Below are 19,395 nucleotides of genomic sequence, written 5' to 3' on the forward strand. Positions count from 1 at the left end.
CATGACGACTATCTATAAGGACGCGGGACGTCCCGTACACGAGCGCGTCGCCGATTTACTGGCGCGCATGACCCCGGAAGAGAAGTTCGCCCAGATGCACGCGTACTGGCTGATTCTCGATGAAAACGGTAACCACCGCGAGCGCAGCGATCTGAGTGACGAATTCGCCGGCGTGAGCGAGCAGGCTGCGCTCAGCGAGCGGCTGAAGCTCGGCGTCGGGCAGATCACGCGGCCGCTGGGCACCCACATCGTTGACGCGAAGACCGGCGTGCGCGCGGCGAACCGCCTGCAGCGCATGATGATGGAAGAGACGCGGCTCGGCATTCCGGCGCTATTCCACGAGGAGTGTCTGGTGGGGCTGCTGTGCAAAGACGCCACCCTTTTCCCGTCGTCATTAAACTACGGTTCGACCTGGGATCCGGAGCTGGTGCAGCGGGCGGCAGAGCAGATTGGCAAAGAGGCGCGCTCCGTCGGCTGCCAGCAGGGGCTGGCGCCGGTGCTGGACGTGTCACGCGACGTGCGCTGGGGGCGAACGGAAGAGACCTTCGGGGAAGATCCCTGGCTGGTGGGCGTAATGGCGACCGCCTACGTGAAGGGCTTACAGGGCGATAAGCGCGATCTGCTGGCGACGCTCAAGCATTACGTGGGGCATTCGTTCAGCGAAGGAGCGCGCAACCATGCGCCGGTCCACCTGGGGTTCAGCGAGCTGAACGACACCTTCCTGCTGCCGTTCGAAATGGCGGTCAAGCTGGCAAACGCCGGTTCGGTTATGCCCGCGTACCACGATATTGATAACCAGCCGGGACACAGCGACAGCTTCCTGCTGACCACCGTCCTGCGAGAGCAGTGGGGGTTCGACGGGATTATCGTTGCGGACTACGGCGGCGTCAGCCTGCTGCACCAGCACCACGGGATTTCCCACGACGCGGCCGAATCTGCTGCGCTGGCGTTCAACGCCGGGCTGGACGTTGAGCTGCCGAAAGACGACTGCGCGCGGCATCTGGCGGAAGCGGTAGAGCGCGGGCTGATCTCTATGGCGAAGGTCGATGAGATTGTGGCGCGTACGCTGACGGAAAAATTCCGCCTTGGCCTGTTTGAAAAGCCGTACGCGGATGAAAACGGTATCGACCTGCAAAATACTATCACTCGACAGGCCGCGCGGGAGGTGGCGACGAAATCGATCACGCTGCTGGAAAACAACGGTATTTTACCGCTCGGCGGCAAACCCCGCGTGGCGGTAGTGGGGCCGACGGCAGACGATCCGCTGGCGTTACTCAGCGGCTACAGCTTCCCGGTGCATTTGATCATCAGCGATATGGTGGAAGAGACTTCGCAGGTCACGACCCCGCGCGCGGCGCTGGAGCAGTATCTCGGTGCATCGAACGTCCGCTATGCCAAAGGGTGCCACATCATCGAAAAACGGATGGCGGGCGCGCCGGTCTTCCCTGGCGACAGCGGCGGCAAACCGATGCAGCAGTCGCCGGTATCGCAAAGTACCGCCCCGATCCCCGAGGCCGTGAACGCCGCGCAGGAGAGTGACGTGGTGGTGGCCTGCGTGGGCGATCTCGCCGGGCTGTTCCAGAGCGGTACCGTGGGGGAAGGTTCCGATACCGATTCCCTGAACCTGCCGGGCGTGCAGCAACAGCTGCTGGAAGCCCTGGTCGCCACCGGTAAACCGGTGATTGTCGTGATGACCGGGGGGCGTCCATACAACCTGCAGGGTCTGGAAGATAAGGTCGCGGCGCTGATGATGGCCTGGGCGCCGGGGCAGGAAGGGGGCTGGGCAATTGCGGACGTGTTAACCGGGCGTGCGGAGCCGCAGGGTCGTCTGGTGGTGAGCGTACCGAAAAGCGCCGGTGCGATGCCGTATTACTACAATCACAAGCTCAAAAGCGGCGGTACGCCGTTTGCGTTCCATTTCGGTTCACGTTATCCGTTTGGATTCGGCCTCGGCTGGACGACGTTTAGCTGGGGCGCTGTCCGCGTCGCCGAAAGCAGCGTGCCGGTTGACGGCGAGGTGACGCTGAGCGTGGATATCACCAATACCGGAGAGCGCAGCGGCAGCGAGGTGGTGCAGGTTTACGTCAGGGATAAGGTCGCCACGCAGGTGCGGCCGCTTCAGGAGCTGAAGGCTTTCCAGCGCGTCACGCTCTCGCCGGGGGAAACCGCCACGCTCACCTTTACGCTGCCGGTTGAGATGTTCAACTTCACCCGTCGCGACGGAAAACGCATCGTTGAGCCGGGCGAGTTTGAGCTGCAGGTTGGCGCATCGTCGGCGGATATCTGCGAGGCGGTGACGGTCAATGCGACAGGGGAAACGCGGGTGCTGCCGGCTGAGTGGCGGATGCTCAGTACCTGCGAGGTTAAGCGCGCGTAGTCTGGATAAAAAAAAGCCCATCGTGGGAGATGGGCAAAGACTACACACAGCAATTCGTTGTTTCACTCAGGGGATTTCCATGCTTATAAATCAAGGTGTTGATTTATAACCGTGTGCTAATAGTAGGCATTGTGTTATTTAGCGTCGATCGGATTCGTCTCAATAGTTAAAGAGACGTAAAGAATTCTTGAGGTTATTAGCAGACTTACTGCTGAAAAGGCGGGTCTGACCAGTGAGCAACGAATAAATACTTTAGCAGTGTTTAAGTATCATGCGAGAGAGTGTAGGCCGGGTGAGCGTTAACGCCACCCGGCAGCATACCTTAATGCGTGTTCTTCTCTTCCAGCTCTTCCAGTTCGCTCAAAATCACGTCCGGGTCAGTTCCCGGCGGCGGAATTTCATGCACCCAGGCAGAGAACAGACGCCAGGTGACGGCGAGCAGCACCGGGCCAATAAACAGGCCAATCATGCCAAAGGCAATCAATCCGCCAATGACCCCGGAGAGGATCAGGATCAGCGGCAGGTCTGCACCCATGCGAATGAGGATCGGACGAATCACGTTATCCATGGTGCCGACCACGCAGCTCCAGACCAGCAGCACCGTTCCCCACGTGGTATCGCCCGTCCAGTAGAGCCAGATAATGCTGGGAACCAGCACCAGCAGAGGTCCCAGTTGCGCAAGACAGGTCATCAGCATGACCACGGTGAACACGGTGGCGTACGGTACGCCGGAAATCGCCAGACCGATCCCGCCCAGCACCGCCTGCACCAGCGCGGTGACCACCACGCCCAGCGCAACCGCGCGCACGGCCTGCGCGGCCAGCAGCACCGCGGCGTCACCGCGTTTGCCCGCCAGGCGGGTGGCAAAGTGACGAACGCCTAAAGCCACCTGCTCGCCGCGCCAGTAGAGCAGGGCGCTGAAGAGCAGCATCAGGGTACAGTGCATCATAAAGCGGCCGATATGCGCCGCCTGCCCGACAAACCAGGTGGTGGTGGTGCCAATATACGGGCGGACTTTTGCCATCAGCGCGCTGCCGCCCATCTCCAGCAGGCTATGCCAGCCGCTGTAGAGTTTGGCGCCCACCAGCGGAATGCTGTTCAGCCAGGCGAGATCCGGCAGCGTCAGGTCGCCGCTGCTAATGGCGCGAATAACCGGGCCACTGGAATCCACCAGGCTATTTACCAGCAGGGCAATCGGAATGATAAACAGCAGGAACAGCAGGAGCGTCATGACCAGCACGGCGAGCCCGCGACGGCCGAACAGCAGCTTCTGCAAGCGCAGCAGCAAAGGCCACGTGGCCACGACAACGGTCGCAGCCCACGCAAAGCCGAGAATAAAGGGTTGAACAATCCACAGACACGCAATAATCATGAGGGCCAGAAACAGCACCGACAGCAAAATTTGCGCAACATCCCTGGGCTGGCGAAGATTGACCATAAATGAAACTTTCCTTAAAAGAACGCCAGTACAACTGGCGGGAACGGAAAACCGCGTCTCTTTAATCATTAATGATCTCAGCGGTTTTTAACAGGCGAATTCTGCCTGTAATTCAGCAGAGATTATAAGAAAAAAATGTGATAAAACTTTTAAGATACACGCAAACGATTTCATACAACTCTAATTAGGGTCGACAGTCATGATCCCACAGATTTCTCAGGCACCTGGCGTCGTTCAGCTGGTGCTTAATTTTTTGCAAGCACTGGAGCAACAGGGTTTTACAGGTGATACCGCCACGAACTATGCCGACAGGCTGACGATGGCGACCGATAACAGTATCTACCAGCTTCTTCCCGATGCCGTGGTTTTCCCTCGTTCAACGGCCGACGTCGCGCTTATCGCCCGGCTGGCCACGCAGGAGCGGTTTGCCTCGCTGGTCTTCACGCCGCGCGGCGGCGGCACCGGGACCAACGGTCAGGCGCTAAACCAGGGCATCATTGTTGATATGTCGCGCTATATGAACCGCATCATTGAGATCAACCCGGAAGAGGGGTGGGTGCGGGTCGAAGCGGGCGTCATCAAAGATCAGCTTAATCAGTATCTCAAGCCGTACGGTTACTTTTTTGCCCCCGAGCTTTCCACCAGCAACCGCGCGACCCTTGGCGGGATGATTAACACGGATGCCTCCGGGCAGGGCTCGCTGGTCTACGGTAAAACTTCCGATCACGTGCTGGGCGTGCGTGCGGTGCTGCTGGGCGGCGACATCCTCGATACCCAGCCGATGCCGGTTGAACTGGCGGAAACGCTGGGCAAAGACAACACCGCCAGCGGGCGCATCTATCGTACCGTGCTGGAACGCTGCCGCGACAACCGCCAGCTTATTCTCGATAAATTCCCCAAGCTGAACCGCTTCCTGACCGGTTACGATCTGCGTCACGTCTTCAACGATGACCTGACCCAGTTTGATTTAACCCGCGTGCTGACCGGCTCCGAAGGAACGCTGGCGTTTATTACCGAAGCGCGGCTGGATATCACCCGGTTGCCGAAGGTGCGCCGTCTGGTGAACGTCAAATATGACTCCTTCGACTCCGCGCTGCGCAATGCGCCGTTTATGGTGCAAGCGCAGGCGCTGTCGGTGGAGACCGTCGACTCTAAGGTGCTCAATCTGGCCCGGGAAGATATTGTCTGGCACTCCGTAAGCGACCTCATTACCGACGTGCCGGATAAAGAGATGCTCGGTCTTAATATCGTGGAATTTGCCGGCGATGATGCGGAGCTGATTGAGCGTCAGGTCACCACGCTCTGCCAGCGGCTGGACGAGCTGATAGCGCAGAGTGAAGGCGGCGTGATCGGCTGGCAGCTCTGTAACGATCTGGCCGGGATTGAGCGTATCTATGCGATGCGTAAAAAAGCCGTGGGCCTGCTCGGCAATGCGAAAGGGGCGGCGAAGCCCATTCCCTTTGCCGAAGATACCTGCGTGCCGCCCGAGCATCTGGCGGATTACATCGTGGAGTTTCGCGCCCTGCTGGACAGCCACGGCCTGAGCTATGGCATGTTCGGCCACGTCGACGCCGGGGTACTGCACGTGCGTCCGGCGCTGGACATGTGCGACCCGCAGCAGGAGATCCTGATGAAGCAGATCTCCGACGACGTGGTGGCCTTAACCGCCAAATACGGCGGTCTGCTGTGGGGGGAGCACGGGAAAGGGTTCCGCGCGGAATACAGCCCGGCATTCTTCGGCGAACAGCTCTACGCGGAATTGCGTAAGGTGAAAGCGGCGTTCGACCCGCATAACCGCCTCAACCCGGGTAAAATCTGCCCGCCTGAGGGTGTTGATGCCCCGATGCTGCAGGTGGATGCCGTCAAGCGCGGCACCTACGACAGGCAGATCCCGATTGCGGTGCGCTCGTCCTGGCGCGGCGCGATGGAGTGCAACGGCAATGGCCTGTGCTTTAACTTTGATGTGAAAAGCCCGATGTGCCCGTCGATGAAAATCACCAGCAACCGTATTCACTCGCCGAAAGGGCGGGCGACGCTGGTGCGCGAGTGGCTGCGTCTGCTGGCCGACCGCGGGGTGGATCCGCTCAAGCTGGAGCAGGAGCTGCCGGAAAAACGGGCCAGCCTGCGCTCGCTGATTGAGCGCACCCGCAACAGCTGGCATGCCAACAAGGGCGAGTATGATTTCTCCCACGAGGTGAAAGAGGCGATGTCCGGCTGTCTGGCCTGTAAAGCCTGCTCCACCCAGTGCCCGATTAAAATCGACGTGCCGGAATTCCGCTCGCGTTTCCTGCAGCTTTACCACACCCGATACCTCCGCCCGGTACGCGACCATCTGGTGGCGACGGTGGAAAGCTACGCGCCGCTGATGGCGCGTGCGCCAAAGACCTTCAACTTCTTTATCAACCAGCCGCTGGTGCGCAAGCTCTCCGAAAAACACATCGGTATGGTCGATCTGCCGCTGCTGTCGGTGCCGTCTCTGCAGCGCCAGCTCGTCGGTCACCGTTCGGCGAACATGACCCTGGAACAGCTGGAGGCGCTCGCTCCGGAGCAAAAAGCCAGTATGGTGCTGGTGGTGCAGGATCCGTTCACCAGCTACTACGATGCGCAGGTCGTGGCCGATTTCGTCCGTCTGGCGGAGAAGGTGGGTTACCAGCCGGTGGTGCTGCCGTTCTCTCCCAACGGCAAGGCGCAGCACATTAAAGGTTTCCTGAACCGATTTGCGAAGACCGCGCAGAAAACGTCTGACTTCTTAAACCGCGTGGCGCAACTCGGGATACCGATGGTTGGCGTCGATCCGGCGCTGGTGCTTTGCTATCGCGATGAATACAAGCAGACGCTGGGCGATAAGCGCGGTGATTTCAACGTCATGCTGGTGCACGAGTGGCTTCCGGTGGCGCTGGCAGATAAAGCCGTTCAGGACGTCAGCGGTGAACCGTGGTATCTGTTCGGCCACTGCACGGAAGTGACCGCGCTGCCGGGTGCCCCCGCGCAGTGGGCGTCCGTTTTTGCCCGCTTCGGGGCGAAGCTGGAGAGCGTCAACGTAGGCTGCTGCGGGATGGCCGGAACCTACGGACACGAAGTGAAAAACCACGCCAACTCGCTCGGCATCTATGAGCTGTCCTGGCATCAGGCGATGCAGCGTTTGCCGCGAAACCGCTGTCTGGCGACGGGCTACTCCTGTCGCAGCCAGGTAAAACGGGTAGAAGGTAACGGTGTGCGTCACCCATTGCAGGCTTTACTGGAGATAATTGGATGATCTGGAAACGTGCTGTGACGCTGCAGGCGCTGAACGCCATGGGCGAGGGGAATATGGTGGGGCTGCTGGATATCCAGTTCATCCGCATTGGCGACGATGAGATTGAGGCCACCATGCCCGTCGATAGTCGCACCCACCAGCCGTTTGGTTTATTGCACGGCGGGGCCTCCGTCGTGCTGGCCGAAACGCTGGGCTCGGTGGCGGGGTATCTCTGTACCGAAGGGGAGCAGAAGGTTGTCGGACTTGAGGTGAATGCTAACCACATTCGCTCGGTGCGCAGCGGGCGCGTGCGCGGTGTTTGCCGCGCGCTGCACGCCGGAAGCCGCCATCAGGTGTGGCAGATAGATATTCTCGATGAGCAGGATCGCCTGTGCTGCTCGTCGCGGCTGACCACGGCGGTTGTGTAAAGTTTTCAGATGTTTTGCCTTTGGTCAAAAACTAGCCAGTCCGTTGTGATATACTGGTCAGGTTTTGTACATAAGCGAGGACATCATGGATACTGAAATAACCCCAACACAGCTGGCAATTGAATATTTACGTCGCGATAAGAGCAACCTGTCTCCGGCGCAGTACCTGAAAAAGCTGAAACAGCTTGAGCTGGAATTTACAGATTTGCTGGCGCTCTCTTCGAATGAACTGAAAGAAGAGATCTACTTTGCCTGGCGGTTGGGCGTTCACGTCCATTGAGTACATGAGAATAAAAGGGCCGCGAGTGCGGCCTTTTTTGTGTCTGAAATTCAGTATCGGGTGGCGGTGACGCCACCCGATATTTTCCTCAGACATTGACGGCGTTGATCAGCCGCGACTTCATGGACTGATACGCCGACGCCGCAAAATCCTCCGCCCAGCGCTGGTCCTCAATCGCCTCCAGCTGCACCGCGCAGTACTTCGTTTCCGGCGTTTTGGAGATGGGATCGAGATTATCCTGGGTCAGCTCGTTGCAGGCGCCAATCCACCACTGATAGGTCATGTAGACCGCCCCGGCGTTGATACGCTCGCTAATGCTGGCGCGGGTAATCACTTTGCCGCGACGCGAGCGCACCCAGACCAGCTGGCCCTCCGCGATGCCCAGCCTTTGCGCATCGGCTGGGTTCATTTGCACCCGGCCCGGCTCATCGGCCAGGCTTTGCAGCGCGGCGCAGTTCCCGGTCATCGAGCGGCAGGAGTAGTGCCCCACTTCACGCACCGTGCACAGCACCAGCGGGAAATCCGCGTCCGGGGTTTCCGCCGGCGCGCGCCACGGGGCGGCAAAGAGCTGCCCTTTACCGGTTGGGGTGTCGAACTGATTGTCTTTGTACAGGTACGGCGTTCCCGGATGATCCAGCGTCGGGCACGGCCACTGCACGTGGCCCATCTCGCCCATTTTTTCATACGTCACGCCATAGAAGAGAGGGCACAGCTCGCGCATCTCGTCCCAGATCTGCTGGTTGGAGTCATAATGCATCGGGTAGCCCATCTCGGTGGCGAGCAGGCTGATAATCTCCCAGTCGCGCTTCACGTTGCCGCTGGCCTCAATGGCTTTGCCAAAACGCTGGAATCCGCGATCGGCACAGGTAAAGACGCCGCCGTGTTCACCCCAGGAGGTGGCAGGAAGCAGAACGTCCGCCACTTCTGCCGTTTTGGTCATAAAGATGTCCTGAACCACCACAAAGTCGAGCGCCTCAAAACCGCTGCGAACGAGACCGAGATCGGCTTCGGTCTGAAGCGGATCTTCCCCCATGATGTAGTAGGCCTTGACCGTGCCTTCCAGCGCCAGATGGGGCACCTCGGTAATGCGCGTCCCGACCCGATCGTCCATTTTAGTGGCGTCAATTCCCCAGGCATCGGCAAACTTCTGCCTGACCGCCGGATCGGTCACATCCTGATAGCCCGGGAACATATTCGGCAGAACGCCCATATCGCAGGCGCCCTGAACGTTGTTTTGCCCGCGCACGGGACCGACGCCGACGGCAGGGCGCCCGAGGTTGCCGGTCAGCAGCGCCAGGCTGGAAAGCCCTTTGACCACATCCACGGCCTGACCAAACTGGGTCACGCCCATCCCCCACATCACGGTGGCGGAAGGGGCCGCCGCGAAGGTGCGCATCGCCTGGCGAACGTCGCGGGCGGGAATACCGGTAAGATGCTCAACCTTCTCCGGCGCATAGTCTTTCACCGTCTGGCGATAGGCCTCAAGCCCCTCGGTAAAGCGCGCCACGTAGCTTTTGTCGTAGAGCTCCTCTTCCAGCAGCACGTAGCCAAAGGCGTTTACCAGCGCCATGTTGCTGCCGTTTTTCAGCTGCAGATGCTGGTCGGCGATGCGCGCCGTTTCAATGCGCCGCGGATCGCAGACGATGATTTTTGCGCCGTTTTCCCGCGCTTTCAGCACGCGTCGGGCGACGATAGGGTGGGAGTCCGCGCAGTTATAGCCAAACACCAGCAGGCATTTTGAGTTTTCAATATCGCTGATTGAGTTGCTCATCGCCCCGTTGCCGAGCGTTTCCTGTAAACCGGCCACGGAAGGGCCGTGACAGACGCGCGCGCAGCAGTCCACGTTGTTGGTGTTCAGCACCGCGCGGGCAAATTTTTGCATCACATAGTTTGTTTCATTGCCGGTTCCGCGAGAGGATCCGGTGGTCATGATCGACCGCGGCCCGTGCTGCGCTTTAATGCTGCTGAGTTTGTGCGCGGTGTAGCGGATAGCCTCTTCCCAGGTAACGGGAGTGAATGCCTCGCCTTTGCGGTAGCGGATCATCGGCTGGGTCAGGCGCGGGGTGAGCAGACGGGTATCGTTGAGGAAGTCCCAGCCGTAAAAGCCTTTCAGACACAGGGTGCCCTGGTTTGTGACGCCTTCTGCGGCTTCGGCACGGATGATGCGGTTATTTTCAACGACAAGGTTTAATTTACAGCCTGCACCGCAGTAGGGGCAGACGCTGGCGATCTTTTTCATCAATAACAGACCTGTTAAGAAATGAAGCAAAGTTGACTGGAAAATCCAGTCCCGTACACGGAGGTAAGCAGGAACCGTGCCAGATTGGCTTTGCTGGTTTTACAGGGTGTTAAGCGGGGAAGGCGCGTGTCATCGTCAGGCTGTTCGTCAGTTTTGACGATGACACGAAAGCAGGATGAGGAGCCGTGAAATTACAGGTCGTCCATGGTGTGGCCCACGACAATTTCCAGCGTCTTGCGAATCACATCCGCCTGGACAACGTCACGGGTCGCTTCCAGCGTCTGAATGAGCCAGAGGATGATCGCTTTGTTGGACAGATGGCCTTCGGAGGCCAGAACACAGCGTACTGCAGTAGAAAAAATAGCGGACTCTTCAGCAAAACGATCGCCTGCATAACGGAAATATTCCGCCAGCGCACTGTCTAAAAAAGCAGAGTGGTATTCGGGTTGAAGCTGAATATTTTGTCTCATTTGTTCTCACCGTAGCTGTTAAATTGCAGTCAATGTATTTTTTTGGGGTCGGACGGTTTTCCACTTCCAAATAACGGCACTACATTGTCTCTGTTATCGTTGAGAGGTCCCTCTCTGTTCGTTCGTCCTTGCGCGGTTCTGCGACGTGTAAAGGCGATGCTGTTTGAGCCGATCTCGGCAATCACCACCGCAAGTGTCTCCCGCCGCCGGGGATCCTTTTCATGTTCTTTCATAACCCGCAGACGCTGCAGCAATCCTTCGGTTGTCACTGGCCCCCGCTCTTTCAGAAGAGAGAGAACGGCTTCACCGATAAGCGTGTCGATCAGTCGGTCTGCGTCACTGCTATTCATCACGTTACCGTTCGAAGAGCAGACCAAGCAGCATGTGGTAGTGCTCTTCCTCTTCCGGACCATCGGCCCTTTCGAGGCGGCTGAGCAGTTTGGTACAGAGCGATTTGCGATTCAGGTTTCGCCCGTCGCTGAGGATTTCGACAACCACCTGGCCCAGCGTCTCCTGCTGAGTAGGAAGCGCCGCCTTTTCGAAGTACTGTGCGATCGCTGCTGCGGAATCTGTGGCGTAACCTTTCTGCTGCATGTTTCGCTCCTGTAAAATTTTGTAATCACTAACGTTACAATTAAGGTATACACAATTCTTAAATCTGTACACTTAAAATGTACAGATTTTTAATATTTTTATGATATATTTTATAAATTTCTTTATTTTCAGATGGTTAATTAGTTGGTATGAACCGGTAATGTTACAGGATATATTGTACAAAAAGGTCTGACACTGGTAAGTTGTACAGCGCAGAAAAATGTTTCATTAACTGCCGTAAATGATTGAGATGTAAATTATTTGTCAGGCAATGAATGTGCTATAAATGATACTTATCCACCTTTTTGTGGCCAAAACCCTAACCCCAGGAATCGCATGCTCACAACCATCATTTACCGCAGCCATATCTGCGAGGACGTTCCAGTGAAAGCGCTGGAAGCCATGGTCGCTGCAGCAAATAGTAAAAACCGGCAATCCAATGTCACGGGGATCCTGCTGTTTAACGGCACACATTTTTTTCAGCTGCTTGAAGGGCCAGTGGAACACGTCTCTGCTATCTATGAGCAGATCTGCAACGACCCGCGCCACCATAACGTGGTGAAGCTGATGCGCGATCACGGACCTGTCCGGCGTTTTGGCAACGTGGGCATGGAGCTTTTTGATTTGCGCCACTTCGACAGGGAAGAAGTGCTGCAGCAGGTGCTCAACAGAGGGACGACACGCTATCAGCTGACGTATAATGACCGCCCGCTGCAGTTTTTCCGCACCTTTGTCGAGGCCACGGAAAAAGCGAACTATTTTGAACTGCCGCCTGCGGATTCCTGGGAGTTCGTTCGCGAAGAAACGCGCCTGTCCGCGCAGCCCGAAGTGGTCGCGAAAGGGGCGGATTGCAGCTTTGCGTTCCAGCCGATAGTCGATCCGTTTATGCAGCAGGTCGTCTCCTGGGAGGCGCTTCTCCGCACGCCTGACGGCGGCGCACCGGGAGATTACTTTGCTAATCTGCCGCGTGACGAGGTGTACGCCTCTGATTTACACAGCAAGCAGGTGGCGCTCTCCATGGCCAGCGCGCTGGGGCTACAGGATCAGACGTTATCCCTCAACCTGCGGCCCATGACGCTGGTCAACATTCCCAACGCCGTGGATTTCCTGCTCACCGCGATTGAAGCCAATGGGTTTGTACCCGAGCAAATTGTGGTGGAGTTCACCGAGAGCGAAGCCATTTCCCGTTTTGATGAATTCACGGATTCGGTCAGGCAGTTAAAAAGCGCGGGTATCAGCGTGACGATCGATCACTTTGGCGCCGGTTTTGCCGGGCTGCAGCTGCTGGCGCAGTTCCAGCCGGACAGAATTAAGATTAATCGCGATCTGGTCGCGAACGTGCATAAAAGTGGCCCCCGACAGGCCATTATTCAGGCGATTATTAAATGCTGCTCCTCGCTTGAGATCCAGTTCTGCGCGGTAGGAGTAGAGAAGGCTGAAGAGTGGATGTGGCTGGAATCCGCCGGGATTTCCCAGTTCCAGGGACATCTTTTTGCCAGCCCGCGACACGGCGGTATTCCCGCGATTGCGTGGCCGGAGAAAAAGTTCGACTTCTGATAAAGCTGTACACATTACGGCAGAGTTAACTGTACGAATGGTAATTTTTATACAACAATGTATTAACAGGTGAAGGGAGGAGTAGCCCATTCACCTGAGCAAAATGCGGTCTTAGTTATACAAATGGTGTGTACAATCTGATAAGGTTGGTGCAGTTAGGTATGGAAGTTCTGAGCGTGAGGGAGTTAATGGCCTATTACAGTATCGGCGAAGTGGCCGAACGATGCGGTATCAACCCCGTTACGCTGCGTGCCTGGCAGCGCCGTTATGGATTGTTGAAGCCGCAGCGCAGTGAAGGGGGTCATCGTCAGTTTGACGATGAAGATATCCTCCGCATAGAAGAGATCAAGCGCCTGATGAAAAGCGGCGTCTCGGTCGGAAAAGTCAAAGCCTTGCTGGAAAACAAAGAAGTATTGACTCAGGGCAACTGGGTCTCGTTCCAGGAAGAGATGATGACCGTTCTGCGTTACGCCAGCCCGGCAAAGCTGCGCGCCAAAATGGGCGAATTCCGCCGCGATCACGCGATAGATGCGCTGATTGACAATATTATTTCTCCCGTTCGTCAGCGCATGAATCAGGATCAAAACACCGTGCGCCACATGGCGAGCCTGTTTGACGGCGTCCTGATCGAATTCGCGATTGCAAGCCTGGCGGAATCCCGCAAAAAAGCCGGTAAAGACGCGCTCCTGATTGGCTGGGAATGCGATGACCGCACCCATCTGTGGCTGGAAGCCGCGCGCCTATCGCAGAAGGGCTGGCACATTGACGTCCTGGCGGAACCTATTGATTCGCCGCGTCCTGAACTGTTCCCTGGGCAAAAAATTTTCGTCTGGACGGGGAAATCCCCAACGCCTCGCCAGCAGGAACAGCTCGACCACTGGCGTGAACAGGGGTTTGCTGTCTCATTTCATCACTGATTAACAGAGGCCTTGAGGGCCTTTTTTTGTTTTTGTCCTTTTCTGAACAAAAGCTATCTCAAAAATAGGCATTTCCGATGCATATTTTACTTTTCTCTTCCCTGTCATAAATGCCGCGACGAAATGCATTATTAATCAATGCATTGAACAAATACATCCATCCTGACTGCATCCTCTCACAGGGTCTATGCTTAATAAAAGTAGGCAAAAAGGGCGGTTTAGCCGAATGCCCCTGCTGACAGAGGGTTGAAGTGATAATCGTTATCACTAACATGGTGTTATGCCCTGATGGCTTATCAGATGAGGTGGACCTATGGAACTGCATTCAGAAACCTTTAATCCTGCCGATTTTGCCTGGCGCGGCTTAACGCTCACGCCAGCGGCGGCGGCACATATTCACGAGCTGGTGGCGAAAAAGCCCGAGATCCTTGGCGTGCGTTTAGGCGTCAAACAGACCGGCTGCGCGGGTTTCGGCTACGTGCTCGATACCGTCACCGAACCCGAGAAAGATGACCTGGTGTTCGAGACTGACGGCGCGAAGCTGTACGTCGCGCTGCAGGCCATGCCGTTTATTGACGGCACCGAAGTGGACTACGTCCGCGAAGGCTTAAACCAGTTATTCAAATTTCATAACCCGAAAGCCCAGAACGAATGCGGCTGCGGCGAAAGCTTTGGGGTATAGGCGGTACTATGTCTCGTAATACTGAAGCAACGAGTGAAGTAAATACCTGGGGCGGTGGGCACCTCAACTATAAAGAGGGGTTCTTCACCCAACTGCAGACCGATGAGCTGGCGAAAGGCATCAACGAAGATGTCGTCCGGGCGATCTCGGCGAAACGCAACGAGCCCGAGTGGATGCTGGAGTTCCGCCTGAGCGCCTTCCGCGCCTGGCTGGAGATGGAAGAACCGCACTGGCTGAAAGCGCACTACGACAAGCTGAACTATCAGGATTACAGCTACTATTCTGCGCCCTCCTGCGGCAGCTGTGACGATACCTGCGTCTCGCAGCCCGGCGCGGTGCAGCAAACCGGTGCGGAGAACAGTTTCCTCAGCAAAGAGGTGGAAGAAGCCTTTAACCAGCTTGGCGTGCCCGTGCGTGAGGGGAAAGAGGTGGCGGTGGACGCTATTTTCGACTCCGTCTCGGTGGCGACCACCTACCGCGAGAAGCTGGCAGAGCAGGGGATCATTTTCTGCTCCTTCGGCGAAGCGATTCACGATCATCCGGAACTGGTGAAAAAATACATTGGGACCGTGGTGCCTTCTAACGACAACTTCTTTGCGGCGCTCAACGCGGCGGTAGCCTCTGACGGCACCTTTATCTATGTGCCGAAAGGCGTGCGCTGCCCGATGGAGCTGTCCACCTATTTCCGCATCAATGCCGAAAAAACCGGCCAGTTCGAACGCACGATTCTGGTTGCGGATGAAGGCAGCTACGTCAGCTATATCGAAGGGTGCTCCGCCCCGGTCCGCGACAGCTACCAGCTGCACGCGGCGGTGGTGGAGGTCATCATCCACAAAGACGCCGAGGTGAAATACTCCACGGTGCAAAACTGGTTCCCGGGCGACGGCAATACCGGCGGTATCCTGAACTTCGTCACCAAGCGCGCGCTGTGCGAAGGCGAAAACAGCAAGATGTCGTGGACCCAGTCTGAAACCGGCTCTGCCATCACCTGGAAATACCCGAGCTGCATTCTGCGCGGGGATAACTCCATCGGTGAGTTTTACTCGGTGGCGCTGACCAGCGGCCATCAGCAGGCCGATACCGGCACCAAGATGATCCACATTGGTAAAAACACCAAATCAACCATCATCTCGAAAGGGATCTCTGCCGGGCATAGCCAGAACAGCTATCGCGGGCTGGTGAAAATCATGCCGACGGCCACCAATGCGAGAAACTTTACCCAGTGTGACTCGATGCTGATTGGCGCTGACTGCGGGGCGCATACCTTCCCGTACGTCGAGTGCCGTAACAACACGGCCCAGCTTGAGCACGAGGCGACGACGTCGCGGATTGGGGAAGATCAGCTCTTCTACTGCCTGCAGCGCGGGATCAGCGAAGAAGACGCCATCTCGATGATCGTTAACGGCTTCTGTAAGGACGTGTTCTCTGAACTGCCGCTGGAATTCGCCGTTGAAGCCCAGAAGCTCCTCGCCATTAGTCTTGAACACAGCGTCGGTTAAGGAAAGCACATGTTAAGCATTAAAGATTTACAGGTTAGCGTAGAAGACAAAGCCATCCTGCGTGGCCTCAATTTTGACGTCAGGCCGGGCGAAGTTCACGCCATCATGGGGCCGAACGGCTCCGGGAAAAGTACGCTTTCTGCGACGCTGGCGGGGCGCGAAGATTATGAGGTAACCCACGGCTCGGTGGAGTTTAACGGCAAAGATCTGCTTGAGATGTCGCCGGAAGACCGCGCGGGAGAAGGCATCTTCATGGCCTTCCAGTACCCGGTCGAAATTCCGGGCGTCAGCAACCAGTTCTTCCTGCAGACGGCGCTGAATGCGGTGCGCAAGTATCGCGGCCTGGAGGCGCTGGACCGCTTTGACTTCCAGGACCTGATGGAAGAGAAGATCAAGCTGCTGAAAATGCCGGAAGATCTGCTGACCCGTTCGGTGAACGTTGGCTTTTCCGGCGGCGAGAAAAAGCGTAACGACATTCTGCAGATGGCGGTGCTGGAGCCCGAGCTGTGCATTCTGGATGAGACCGACTCCGGTCTGGATATCGACGCCCTGAAGATTGTCGCTGACGGCGTGAATTCCCTGCGCGACGGCAAGCGTTCGTTCATTATCGTCACCCACTACCAGCGCATTCTGGACTACATCAAGCCGGATTACGTTCACGTGCTTTACCAGGGGCGTATTGTGAAATCCGGTGATTTCACGCTGGTTAAACAACTGGAGGAGCAGGGCTATGGCTGGCTTACCGAACAGCAGTAATGCGCTCCAGCAGTGGCACCGGCTGTTTGAAGCCCAGGGCGGCACGCGCTCTGAGCAGGCGCAGCAGCATCTGCAGCAGATGCTGCGTCTCGGCCTGCCGACGCGTAAGCATGAGAACTGGAAATACACCCCGCTTGATGGCCTGCTGAACGCCGAGTTTGTGACCCGCCTGGCGGATCTCACCCCGGCGCAGCGTGACGCGCTGGCCGTAAACGTGGATGCCGTGCGCCTGGTGTTTGTCGACGGTGAGTTCCGTCCGGAGCTGAGCGACGCCCTTCAGGGGAGCGGATTTGAGATTGAGATAAACGACGATCGCCAGCCCCTGAGCGCCCCGGTTCAGCCTGAGGTTTTCCTGCACCTGACCGAGAGCCTGGCCCGCAGCGTGACGCATATCCGCGTGAAGCGTAACCAGCGTCCGGCAAAACCGCTGCTGCTGATGCACATCACCCAGGGTCTGGACGGCGACGAAATCAACACCGCGCACTATCGCCACCATCTTGAGCTGGCGGAGGGGGCGGAGGCCACGGTAATCGAACATTACGTCAGCCTCAACGATGTCCGGCACTTTACCGGATCGCGTCTGACGATGAACGTTGCCGCCAATGCCCAGCTTCACCACGTCAAGCTGGCGTTTGAGAATGCGCAGAGCCACCACTTTGCCCATAACGACATTGTACTGGGTCAGGATGCCGCGGCGTACAGCCACAGCTTCCTGCTCGGCGGGTCGGTATTGCGCCACAATACCAGCACGCAGCTTAACGGTGAAAACACCACGCTGCGCATCAACAGCCTGGCGATGCCGGTTAAATCTGAAGTGTGCGACACGCGCACCTGGCTTGAGCACAACAAAGGCTACTGCAACAGCCGCCAGCTGCATAAAACTATCGTGAGTGATAAAGGGCGCGCGGTGTTTAACGGACTGATCAACGTGGCGCAGCACGCCATTAAAACGGACGGGCAGATGACCAACAACAATCTGCTGTTAGGTCGCCTGGCGGAAGTGGACACCAAACCGCAGCTGGAGATCTACGCCGACGACGTGAAGTGCAGCCACGGTGCGACGGTCGGGCGCATCGACGACGAGCAGATGTTCTACCTGCGTTCCCGCGGTATCGACCAGCAGGCGGCGCAGAAAATGATTATCTATGCGTTTGCCGCCGAACTGACGGAGGCGCTGAACGATGGTCAGTTGAAACAGCAGGTGCTGGCGCGTATCGGTCAGCGTCTGCCTGGAGGCGAAGCATGAGTTTTCCCGTCGAGAAAGTACGGGCAGATTTTCCGGTTCTGACCCGTGAAGTAAACGGTCTTCCTCTGGCCTATCTGGACAGCGCGGCCAGCGCGCAGAAGCCGAACCCGGTCGTGGATGCGGAAGCCGAGTTTTATCGCCACGGCTACGCCGCCGTGCATCGCGGTATTCATACCCTGAGCGCCGAGGCGACCCAGCGTATGGAAAACGTGCGCACGCAAATTGCCGCCTTCCTCAATGCAAAATCGCCTGAAGAGCTGGTCTTCGTGCGCGGAACCACCGAAGGGATCAACCTTGTCGCTAACAGCTGGGGCAACGCGCAGGTCCACGCGGGGGATAACATCATCATCACCCAGATGGAGCACCACTCCAATATCGTGCCGTGGCAGATGCTCTGCGAGCGCGTTGGCGCGCAATTGCGGGTCATTCCGCTTAACCTTGACGGGACGCTGCAGCTTGAGCAGCTCGACGCACTGCTGGATGACCGCACGCGGCTGGTGGCGGTCACCCAGGTCTCCAACGTGCTGGGGACGGAAAACCCGGTGGCAGAGATTATCGAAAAAGCCCACCAGGCCGGCGCGAAGGTGCTGATTGACGGCGCTCAGGCGGTGATGCACCACGCGGTTGACGTTCAGGCGCTGGACTGTGATTTCTACGTCTTTTCAGGCCACAAGCTCTATGGGCCGACCGGGATTGGCGTACTGTACGTGAAAGAAGATATCCTGCAGGCGATGCCGCCGTGGGAAGGGGGCGGATCGATGATCGCCACCGTTAGCCTGACGGAAGGCACCACCTACGCGCGCGCGCCGTGGCGTTTTGAGGCGGGCACGCCCAATACCGGCGGGATTATCGGGCTGGGGGCGGCGGTTTCCTACGTCTCCGCAATCGGCCTTGAAAGCATTCAGGAGTACGAACAGCTGCTGATGCACTATGCGCTTGCCGAGCTTGCCAGCGTGCCGGATCTGACCCTCTACGGGCCTGCCGACCGGCAAGGGGTGATCGCGTTCAATCTCGGGAAACATCACGCCTATGACGTGGGCAGTTTCCTCGATAACTACGGCGTGGCGGTCCGTACCGGGCACCACTGCGCCATGCCGCTGATGGCGTTTTACCAGGTGCCGGCAATGTGCCGCGCGTCGCTGGTGATGTACAACACAACGGAAGAGGTCGACAGGCTGGTGGCGGGACTTAAGCGCATTCACCAGCTGCTGGGCTAACGGAGAGGCGAAAGATGGCAGAACTGCCGGACAGAGACAAATTGCTGCGCAACTTTGGGCGTTGCGCAAACTGGGAAGAGAAGTACCTGTATATCATCGAGCTGGGGCAGCGTCTGCCGCCGCTCGGTGAAGAGGCGCATAACCCGGAAAATATTATTCAGGGCTGTCAGAGCCAGGTGTGGATTGTGATGGAACAGTCTGACGACGGCACGATAGCACTGCACGGCGACAGCGATGCGGCCATTGTAAAAGGGCTTATTGCGGTCGTCTTTATTCTTTACCACCGGATGTCGGCGCAGGATATTGTCGCGTTCGATGTCCGCCCGTGGTTTGAAAAAATGGCCCTGACCCAACACCTCACCCCGTCTCGTTCCCAGGGACTCGAAGCGATGATTCGCGCGATTCGCGCCAAAGCTGCAATCCTTAGCTAGACTTACAGAACAGCATTCATTCTGTTTCG

At 57.5% G+C, this 19,395-nt stretch carries 17 protein-coding genes and 1 other RNA gene; 12 read left to right on the forward strand and 6 right to left on the reverse strand.

The window, feature by feature from the left end; translation table 11 throughout:
* The first annotated feature begins 1 nt into the window (after window position 1).
* Window positions 2-2,377, forward strand: coding sequence for a glycoside hydrolase family 3 N-terminal domain-containing protein (locus ACWKXN_RS03510; RefSeq protein WP_454543308.1), 2,376 nt, complete (start codon window positions 2-4; stop codon window positions 2,375-2,377).
* A gap of 5 nt (window positions 2,378-2,382) precedes the next feature.
* Here the strand turns inward: ACWKXN_RS03510 and rprA are convergent.
* Window positions 2,383-2,490, reverse strand: an RNA gene (rprA, locus tag ACWKXN_RS03515) — antisense sRNA RprA.
* Between the two features lie 209 nt (window positions 2,491-2,699).
* Complete coding sequence (gene ydiK / locus ACWKXN_RS03520) at window positions 2,700-3,815, reverse strand: AI-2E family transporter YdiK (RefSeq protein WP_033145295.1); 1,116 nt, start codon at window positions 3,813-3,815, stop codon at window positions 2,700-2,702.
* A 199-nt stretch (window positions 3,816-4,014) separates the two neighbouring features.
* On the opposite strand from ydiK, the gene ydiJ reads away from it, so the two are divergent.
* From ydiJ to ACWKXN_RS03535, 3 genes are all read left to right on the forward strand, one after another.
* A complete protein-coding gene (ydiJ, locus tag ACWKXN_RS03525) occupies window positions 4,015-7,071 on the forward strand; it encodes a D-2-hydroxyglutarate dehydrogenase YdiJ (protein ID WP_454543309.1) in 3,057 nt (1,018 codons plus the stop codon).
* A complete protein-coding gene (gene menI / locus ACWKXN_RS03530; protein WP_023311321.1) occupies window positions 7,068-7,478 on the forward strand; it encodes a 1,4-dihydroxy-2-naphthoyl-CoA hydrolase in 411 nt (136 codons plus the stop codon). The genes ydiJ and menI overlap by 4 nt, the downstream gene beginning before the upstream one ends.
* Window positions 7,479-7,563: 85 nt before the next feature.
* The gene (locus tag ACWKXN_RS03535) at window positions 7,564-7,758 is read left to right on the forward strand and encodes a YdiH family protein (RefSeq protein ID WP_003857766.1); all 195 of its coding nucleotides are present in this window, start codon (window positions 7,564-7,566) and stop codon (window positions 7,756-7,758) included.
* A gap of 88 nt (window positions 7,759-7,846) precedes the next feature.
* Here ACWKXN_RS03535 and fdhF read toward each other — a convergent pair whose 3' ends face one another.
* The 4 genes from fdhF to ycgZ all read right to left on the reverse strand — a co-directional run bounded on the left by fdhF (window position 7,847) and on the right by ycgZ (window position 11,061).
* Window positions 7,847-9,997 carry a formate dehydrogenase subunit alpha gene (gene fdhF / locus ACWKXN_RS03540; protein ID WP_454543310.1) on the reverse strand — a complete coding sequence of 717 codons (2,151 nt, stop codon included), beginning with the start codon at window positions 9,995-9,997 and terminating at the stop codon, window positions 7,847-7,849.
* Between the two features lie 191 nt (window positions 9,998-10,188).
* A complete protein-coding gene (locus tag ACWKXN_RS03545; protein WP_454543311.1) occupies window positions 10,189-10,467 on the reverse strand; it encodes a biofilm development regulator YmgB/AriR family protein in 279 nt (92 codons plus the stop codon).
* A gap of 29 nt (window positions 10,468-10,496) precedes the next feature.
* Window positions 10,497-10,817 carry a hypothetical protein gene (locus tag ACWKXN_RS03550; protein ID WP_033145299.1) on the reverse strand — a complete coding sequence of 107 codons (321 nt, stop codon included), beginning with the start codon at window positions 10,815-10,817 and terminating at the stop codon, window positions 10,497-10,499.
* Window positions 10,818-10,821: 4 nt separating this feature from the next.
* Entirely contained in the window at window positions 10,822-11,061 is a 240-nt protein-coding gene (gene ycgZ, locus ACWKXN_RS03555; RefSeq protein ID WP_029739771.1) for a regulatory protein YcgZ, read from the reverse strand.
* Window positions 11,062-11,397: 336 nt separating this feature from the next.
* Here ycgZ and ACWKXN_RS03560 point away from each other — a divergent pair, with 336 nt between their 5' ends.
* From ACWKXN_RS03560 to sufE, 8 genes are all read left to right on the forward strand, one after another.
* The gene (locus tag ACWKXN_RS03560) at window positions 11,398-12,618 is read left to right on the forward strand and encodes a diguanylate phosphodiesterase (protein WP_454543312.1); all 1,221 of its coding nucleotides are present in this window, start codon (window positions 11,398-11,400) and stop codon (window positions 12,616-12,618) included.
* A gap of 188 nt (window positions 12,619-12,806) precedes the next feature.
* Window positions 12,807-13,535, forward strand: a complete 729-nt coding sequence (locus ACWKXN_RS03565; RefSeq protein WP_033145300.1) for a MerR family transcriptional regulator — start codon at window positions 12,807-12,809, stop codon at window positions 13,533-13,535.
* 313 nt (window positions 13,536-13,848) lie between these two features.
* On the forward strand, window positions 13,849-14,217 hold the full coding sequence (gene sufA / locus ACWKXN_RS03570; protein WP_008500631.1) for a Fe-S cluster assembly scaffold SufA: 369 nt from the start codon (window positions 13,849-13,851) through the stop codon (window positions 14,215-14,217).
* Window positions 14,218-14,225: 8 nt separating this feature from the next.
* Complete coding sequence (gene sufB, locus ACWKXN_RS03575; protein WP_454543313.1) at window positions 14,226-15,716, forward strand: Fe-S cluster assembly protein SufB; 1,491 nt, start codon at window positions 14,226-14,228, stop codon at window positions 15,714-15,716.
* Between the two features lie 9 nt (window positions 15,717-15,725).
* On the forward strand, window positions 15,726-16,472 hold the full coding sequence (gene sufC / locus ACWKXN_RS03580; RefSeq protein ID WP_033145303.1) for a Fe-S cluster assembly ATPase SufC: 747 nt from the start codon (window positions 15,726-15,728) through the stop codon (window positions 16,470-16,472).
* Window positions 16,447-17,718: a Fe-S cluster assembly protein SufD gene (gene sufD / locus ACWKXN_RS03585; RefSeq protein ID WP_182931856.1), complete on the forward strand. Its 1,272-nt coding sequence runs from the start codon at window positions 16,447-16,449 to the stop codon at window positions 17,716-17,718. Before sufC ends, sufD begins: the two co-directional genes overlap by 26 nt.
* A complete protein-coding gene (gene sufS / locus ACWKXN_RS03590; RefSeq protein ID WP_454543314.1) occupies window positions 17,715-18,935 on the forward strand; it encodes a cysteine desulfurase SufS in 1,221 nt (406 codons plus the stop codon). Before sufD ends, sufS begins: the two co-directional genes overlap by 4 nt.
* Window positions 18,936-18,949: 14 nt before the next feature.
* Entirely contained in the window at window positions 18,950-19,366 is a 417-nt protein-coding gene (sufE, locus tag ACWKXN_RS03595; RefSeq protein ID WP_028012869.1) for a cysteine desulfuration protein SufE, read from the forward strand.
* Window positions 19,367-19,395: the final 29 nt, after the last annotated feature.

The organism is Enterobacter sp. UPMP2060 (assembly GCF_053709655.1).

What these genes read in the sequence shown, in the direction of transcription:
- ACWKXN_RS03510 (WP_454543308.1), top strand. Translation starts at nt 2, where the DNA reads ATGACGACTATCTATAAGGACGCGGGACGTCCCGTACACGAGCGCGTC.
- ydiK (WP_033145295.1), bottom strand. Translation starts at nt 3,815, where the DNA reads ATGGTCAATCTTCGCCAGCCCAGGGATGTTGCGCAAATTTTGCTGTCG.
- ydiJ (WP_454543309.1), top strand. Translation starts at nt 4,015, where the DNA reads ATGATCCCACAGATTTCTCAGGCACCTGGCGTCGTTCAGCTGGTGCTT.
- menI (WP_023311321.1), top strand. Translation starts at nt 7,068, where the DNA reads ATGATCTGGAAACGTGCTGTGACGCTGCAGGCGCTGAACGCCATGGGC.
- ACWKXN_RS03535 (WP_003857766.1), top strand. Translation starts at nt 7,564, where the DNA reads ATGGATACTGAAATAACCCCAACACAGCTGGCAATTGAATATTTACGT.
- fdhF (WP_454543310.1), bottom strand. Translation starts at nt 9,997, where the DNA reads ATGAAAAAGATCGCCAGCGTCTGCCCCTACTGCGGTGCAGGCTGTAAA.
- ACWKXN_RS03545 (WP_454543311.1), bottom strand. Translation starts at nt 10,467, where the DNA reads ATGAGACAAAATATTCAGCTTCAACCCGAATACCACTCTGCTTTTTTA.
- ACWKXN_RS03550 (WP_033145299.1), bottom strand. Translation starts at nt 10,817, where the DNA reads ATGAATAGCAGTGACGCAGACCGACTGATCGACACGCTTATCGGTGAA.
- ycgZ (WP_029739771.1), bottom strand. Translation starts at nt 11,061, where the DNA reads ATGCAGCAGAAAGGTTACGCCACAGATTCCGCAGCAGCGATCGCACAG.
- ACWKXN_RS03560 (WP_454543312.1), top strand. Translation starts at nt 11,398, where the DNA reads ATGCTCACAACCATCATTTACCGCAGCCATATCTGCGAGGACGTTCCA.
- ACWKXN_RS03565 (WP_033145300.1), top strand. Translation starts at nt 12,807, where the DNA reads ATGGCCTATTACAGTATCGGCGAAGTGGCCGAACGATGCGGTATCAAC.
- sufA (WP_008500631.1), top strand. Translation starts at nt 13,849, where the DNA reads ATGGAACTGCATTCAGAAACCTTTAATCCTGCCGATTTTGCCTGGCGC.
- sufB (WP_454543313.1), top strand. Translation starts at nt 14,226, where the DNA reads ATGTCTCGTAATACTGAAGCAACGAGTGAAGTAAATACCTGGGGCGGT.
- sufC (WP_033145303.1), top strand. Translation starts at nt 15,726, where the DNA reads ATGTTAAGCATTAAAGATTTACAGGTTAGCGTAGAAGACAAAGCCATC.
- sufD (WP_182931856.1), top strand. Translation starts at nt 16,447, where the DNA reads ATGGCTGGCTTACCGAACAGCAGTAATGCGCTCCAGCAGTGGCACCGG.
- sufS (WP_454543314.1), top strand. Translation starts at nt 17,715, where the DNA reads ATGAGTTTTCCCGTCGAGAAAGTACGGGCAGATTTTCCGGTTCTGACC.
- sufE (WP_028012869.1), top strand. Translation starts at nt 18,950, where the DNA reads ATGGCAGAACTGCCGGACAGAGACAAATTGCTGCGCAACTTTGGGCGT.